The 4,803-nt window shown below is 41.7% G+C and carries 6 protein-coding genes; 2 read left to right on the top strand and 4 right to left on the bottom strand.

The window, feature by feature from the left end:
* Positions 1-53 precede the first annotated feature (53 nt).
* Together PY364_RS09340 and PY364_RS09345 are read left to right on the top strand one after the other, a co-directional pair.
* Entirely contained in the window at positions 54-674 is a 621-nt protein-coding gene (locus PY364_RS09340; RefSeq protein WP_275522035.1) for a TetR/AcrR family transcriptional regulator, read from the top strand.
* A gap of 225 nt (positions 675-899) precedes the next feature.
* Positions 900-1,487: a Uma2 family endonuclease gene (locus PY364_RS09345; protein WP_275522030.1), complete on the top strand. Its 588-nt coding sequence runs from the start codon at positions 900-902 to the stop codon at positions 1,485-1,487.
* 97 nt (positions 1,488-1,584) lie between these two features.
* Here PY364_RS09345 and PY364_RS09350 read toward each other — a convergent pair whose 3' ends face one another.
* From PY364_RS09350 to crtA, 4 genes are all read right to left on the bottom strand, one after another.
* Positions 1,585-1,893: a BMC domain-containing protein gene (locus PY364_RS09350; protein ID WP_007356356.1), complete on the bottom strand. Its 309-nt coding sequence runs from the start codon at positions 1,891-1,893 to the stop codon at positions 1,585-1,587.
* A gap of 446 nt (positions 1,894-2,339) precedes the next feature.
* Complete coding sequence (locus PY364_RS09355) at positions 2,340-3,017, bottom strand: HpsJ family protein (RefSeq protein ID WP_275522031.1); 678 nt, start codon at positions 3,015-3,017, stop codon at positions 2,340-2,342.
* A 42-nt stretch (positions 3,018-3,059) separates the two neighbouring features.
* Positions 3,060-3,737, bottom strand: coding sequence for a cyanoexosortase A system-associated protein (locus PY364_RS09360; RefSeq protein WP_275522032.1), 678 nt, complete (start codon positions 3,735-3,737; stop codon positions 3,060-3,062).
* Positions 3,731-4,582, bottom strand: a complete 852-nt coding sequence (crtA, locus tag PY364_RS09365; RefSeq protein WP_275522033.1) for a cyanoexosortase A — start codon at positions 4,580-4,582, stop codon at positions 3,731-3,733. The genes PY364_RS09360 and crtA overlap by 7 nt, the downstream gene beginning before the upstream one ends.
* Between the last annotated feature and the right edge of the window lie 221 nt (positions 4,583-4,803).

Below are 4,803 nucleotides of genomic sequence, written 5' to 3' on the forward strand. Positions count from 1 at the left end.
GATACCGCCAGGATGGCGGCGTTACAAGATTCCCTATTCCCAATTTATCAGCTATGCGAATTTTTAATCAGTCCCCTCCTTCAGAAACGGAGACGCGAAAGCGGATTTTACAAGCAGCACAGCGTTTGTTTGCCCGCAAAGGCTACGAAGGTACTACAACTGCTTCCTTAGCACAGGCGGCTGGTGTGGCGGAGGGTACGCTATTTCGGCATTTTGCTAATAAAAAGGCGATTTTGATCGAGGTGGCGACTAATGGCTGGGTGGAAATTCTAACTGATTTACTGACAGAATTGAGCGAGATGGCTAGTTATAAAGCTGTGGCTCAAGTGATGCGGCGGCGGATGCTAAATGTCCGGGAGAATGCTGATATAATGCGGGTGTGTTTTATGGAAGCGCAATTTCACCCAGAGTTGCGCGATCGCATTCAAGCAGAAGTGATTGGAAAAATGACGGATGTGGCTGAAGCCTTCTTCCAAACGGCGATGGATAGGGGAGTTTATCGGCAGATGAATCCTAAAATTGTAGCTCAGGTATTTTTGGGAATGTTTGCGATCGCAGGTTTTAGCCAAGATACTCTTTTAGAACCAGATGCTTCTCCCCAAGCGATACAAGAAATGGCAGAAGGATTAGCAGATATTTTCCTCAATGGTGTTTTGACTAAAGATGAAGAGTGAAATTCCCAAGCAAGTTTTATGGCTAAGATTTCAGAATATTCTAGCGGCAAAACTATCTTATCCCTCAATATCTTTTAATAATCAATTATAATATATAGCAAGTCTAAATCATTCATACAGATTTCTAGGGTAGTGCCCCGTCTCTACCCCAATCGATCGGGCAACCACTTAATTGTACAACTCAATCCTTCTACCTAAAAGTCATCACTATCAGTTGAGGTTAAAATGCTAGTTCAAACACAGCAGCAAACTTACACTCCAGAGGAATATCGGCAGTTAGAAGAAACAGCCGAGTTCCGAAGTGAATATCACGAGGGAGAAATTCTACCTATGTCAGGTGGCACTATAAATCACAACCGGATCGTAGGCAACACCTATGCCTACTTAAAATCAGCATTGCGGGGGAAGAATGCAGCACCATTTATGAATGATTTACGGTTATGGATTCCTCGGCATCGGCGGGGCGTTTATCCAGATGTGATGGTAATTGAAGGACAGCCAATTTTCACCGAAGGACGGCAAGATGAGGTACTCAATCCCTTATTAATAGTAGAAGTTCTCTCGAAGTCTACGAAAGGTTTTGATAGAGAAGATAAATTTCGCTTCTATCGCTCAATTCCTCAACTCTGTGAGTATGTTTTAATTGACCAATATGAGTTTTTAGTCGAGCAATTTCTTAAGACTGAATCGGGGCAATGGTTATTTCAAGATTATGAGGGGGACGCGGCTACAGTTGCCTTTACTTCAGTAGGAATTGAGATGTCAATGAGCGATATTTATGAAGGAGTAATATTTGAGTCAAAAATATATTAGGTATCGCGATCGCGATCGCAATCGTTTTCGCTTTCGGAATTACGATTGCGACTGCGATTGCTGAGCGATCGCCAAATCTAAGCACCAAAAAATCTTACTACATTCGGAACTGTTCGACCTCTGGAGTAAAGCCGATCGGTAAAACGTAATCTAGATTTTCATGGGGACGAGCGATGATGTGGTATGATAACAATTCCCCACCATGAACTTTTTTGACTCCTTCAATTCCAGCCGCTACAGCAGCTTGTACCTCGGAGACATCGCCCCGGACTATGACTGTCCAGTAACCGCGCGTAATTTTTTCATACCGAACTAAAGTGACACGGGCCGCTTTAACCATTGAGTCTGCGGCTTCTACGGCAGAGGGAAGCCCAAGGACTTCAATCATGCCAACTGCCATTCCCATTGCGCCAATCTCCTAATCTAATGGGATTACCAGGTACTAATTGTACGTGAAAATGATGTCGCAATGAGAAAGAATTATCTAGTAGTTAACGACTTAGATGCTCTAGAAGACAGGAAATCCTAATTTTCCATGAAACTACAGTGAATATGTGTTATTTCTTAAAAAGCTAGAGCAGACGATCTCATCTGCTCTAGCATTACCCTGTGACCAGTAAACATAGCCAAAAAGAGCTGTAATCCTATAGTTAATCAGGGTTTCAGCTTTTTTTGCTAGTGAATTCTGAATCATCGGTTTGACCTATAACCTAGTGACTCAGAATTGCTTCCAGCGGTTCCCTAACTTGCCTTAAGCAACTTTCATCACCATAGCAGTCTTCAATTGGTTAGGTACTACTTTTAATGAGCAATTAACAATTAGCAATTACCTGATTTTGGCATAGCAAAAACCTATCTAGCCCAACCCGTACCCTTCCAAAGAGTAAAAAATAAAACGCTAGATATCAGAGCTCCCAGAACCCATTTCACAGAATTTTTTAGTAATACCAAACGCTGGTTTGACTGTACTGTTTTACTTTGGTTTTCTAGCTGTTCCTTAGCGGGATTAATTCTTGAAAGAATTTGTTTTTTCAGTTCATCGGGATTTTGGGTATTTGTTTGTACACCCAAGCGCGTCAGTTCGCTTGCTAGATTCTTTAAATCTTCAGGCGTACCCTTATTTAACCGCTCTTCAACTTGTTTCAGTTGCGAAAGTTGTTGACTAGCTTGCTGTGTAATTTGCTGAGTGTTTTGGTTATTGATTTTCACAGTATTAACAATTCCCAAGGGAATCATCAACAGAAACAATAGCGACATAAGTATGCACAACCAAGACAAGAACTTCAATGCCAAATCTTCCAAATCATAACGGTCATACTCCTCACCAAAAAATATCAATGCTAGTCCCAACAAAGGAACAGGAACCCGTTCAACCAAAGAGCCTATTGTCTGCAATTCCCAAACCGGGTTGAGAAAATTTGGCGGCGTAAAAGTCGCAATAATATCCAATAAAGACAGTATCAATAGACCGTAGCCGACCCAACGAAGTCTATATATAGAAAAACCTTGTTCGCCTTGAACTCCACTCATAAAATTTGCACCTTTTGTAATAGAAATAGTTTCCGCTTTAATTTAAGGTGGTGGAAAGCGGGGTTGCCACCACTGATACCAAGAAACCCAAGTAGTTTCTAGGATTTTGTTAGCATCTGTCGGTGTTGTCTTATCTAAAGGAATGGAAATTTGAGTCCACAAACAACGCCTGTCTTGAAGACGACTGACCTGACCTAACAGCATAGAAACGATCCGACTCAACTGCAAATCATAAGTATTGCGGTTGTATTTAAACTGCTCGCTTGTGACAGTAGAACCACCACGAGGGTTGATACAGGCACTCAGATATGCTCGGTTTTGGTACTGCAAAAGCCCGTGAAATCCGACCTCTTGAGTGCTTACTATTGTTAGTTTACCAGGAGATGACTCAAAAACGTTATGGGATCTAATCAGGTTTTCAACATTGCCAATTGTGTCAACCACATAGCCCATTTTGATCTCCAAGGGGAGATTATTTTGTTGATAGCGATATATCCTACCTGACTTGCTATCTGAATCCTTACTGATTACTAACGGCGTACTATCAATCGCCTGCCATTCAGGTAAAGGTACGGACTGCGGGAACTCAAAGGAAGTCGAGCTAAGGTTGCTGGTGGGAGGATAAAAAATTGATTTTCCTGCCACTAAGAAAACGGCTCCCAAGGTGACAGTTAGGAGGGAACTCCTCAAATTTTTCCAGCGAGTAATGGCTATTAACATTTCTGTTCTTCCTTATTTTGGGGTTCTTCTCGCAGGACAAAAAACCAGCAAAATAAACCAAAAATTGCTACAGAAATCATTGAAAAAACCCATGAGCCGTTGCCTTCGTGCCAGTATTTGAAGGCTGTTTGCTGAGAAAAGGCTACGAGTACAGCCATCAGAGCTACCCGCGCTGAATTGACGATAAAGGCAATGATTACAGCTACAATAGTGACGATAATTTTCTGATATCGCTTAGTCGGAAACATCAATAAGAAAATTAAAGTTAGCCCTAGTAACTGAAGGATAGCATTAATGCCTGAACAGCCGTGATACACTTCTACAGAACCAGTAGGTAGCTTCAAAAGAACGCCGTCTCGAATTACGTTAAAGCCAAAGTAATGAAGGAGAAATGCTGAAAATTTAGCCGTGAGTAGAGCTACGTCAACTAATGCTCCGATTAATCCGGGAGGGATGATTGTATAGCCAAGAATCAGGAGTTCCTGCCAATATTGTTTTAATCCTTTTACCCCAGAAGCGATAAGAGCTAGACTTAAACCCGACAGGAAAGGGGAAACTCTGATGAAAAATTCATATTGAGAGACGGAGGCACTTTTAATTAGGATTAAACCAATGAGGGTAACGCCAAAAAAAGTAGAGAAAACCCCGCTTTCAAAATTGATGGTTTTGTGCTTTTCCCAAATTAGAAATGCCGCCGCACCCCAAAATAAAAACATCGTCCCGGATAAATCTACATCCCCCGATCTCGAAGTCAAAGTTAGTTGCAGAGCGATTAAACCTGCTGCTATTCCTAATAGCAAATATTTAGGTTCTTGTAGATACTTCAGCCAATTGATTTCAGTCATTTCTGCCTCCCGTTTGTAGTTAAAGCCTCCAGAATGGTTATTATTGGCTCTTTTCACGCTTTACTGGTAGAAGGTAGGGTTTGGTCTGCCAAATCCTTATACCTGCGATTTTGAGCTGCTATCTATCTGTCAGGGTGAAGTCTCCCTTTTTTACGCCGAACTCTGATTTTTGTAACAAAACTTTACATCTGTAGCGCCGCCTTCTAGGCGGTTAAGGATAC

The sequence above is a fragment of the Kamptonema sp. UHCC 0994 genome (assembly GCF_029167235.1).
Lineage (GTDB): Bacteria > Cyanobacteriota > Cyanobacteriia > Cyanobacteriales > Microcoleaceae > Kamptonema.

What these genes read in the sequence shown, in the direction of transcription:
- PY364_RS09340 (WP_275522035.1), top strand. Translation starts at nt 54, where the DNA reads ATGCGAATTTTTAATCAGTCCCCTCCTTCAGAAACGGAGACGCGAAAG.
- PY364_RS09345 (WP_275522030.1), top strand. Translation starts at nt 900, where the DNA reads ATGCTAGTTCAAACACAGCAGCAAACTTACACTCCAGAGGAATATCGG.
- PY364_RS09350 (WP_007356356.1), bottom strand. Translation starts at nt 1,893, where the DNA reads ATGGGAATGGCAGTTGGCATGATTGAAGTCCTTGGGCTTCCCTCTGCC.
- PY364_RS09355 (WP_275522031.1), bottom strand. Translation starts at nt 3,017, where the DNA reads ATGAGTGGAGTTCAAGGCGAACAAGGTTTTTCTATATATAGACTTCGT.
- PY364_RS09360 (WP_275522032.1), bottom strand. Translation starts at nt 3,737, where the DNA reads ATGTTAATAGCCATTACTCGCTGGAAAAATTTGAGGAGTTCCCTCCTA.
- crtA (WP_275522033.1), bottom strand. Translation starts at nt 4,582, where the DNA reads ATGACTGAAATCAATTGGCTGAAGTATCTACAAGAACCTAAATATTTG.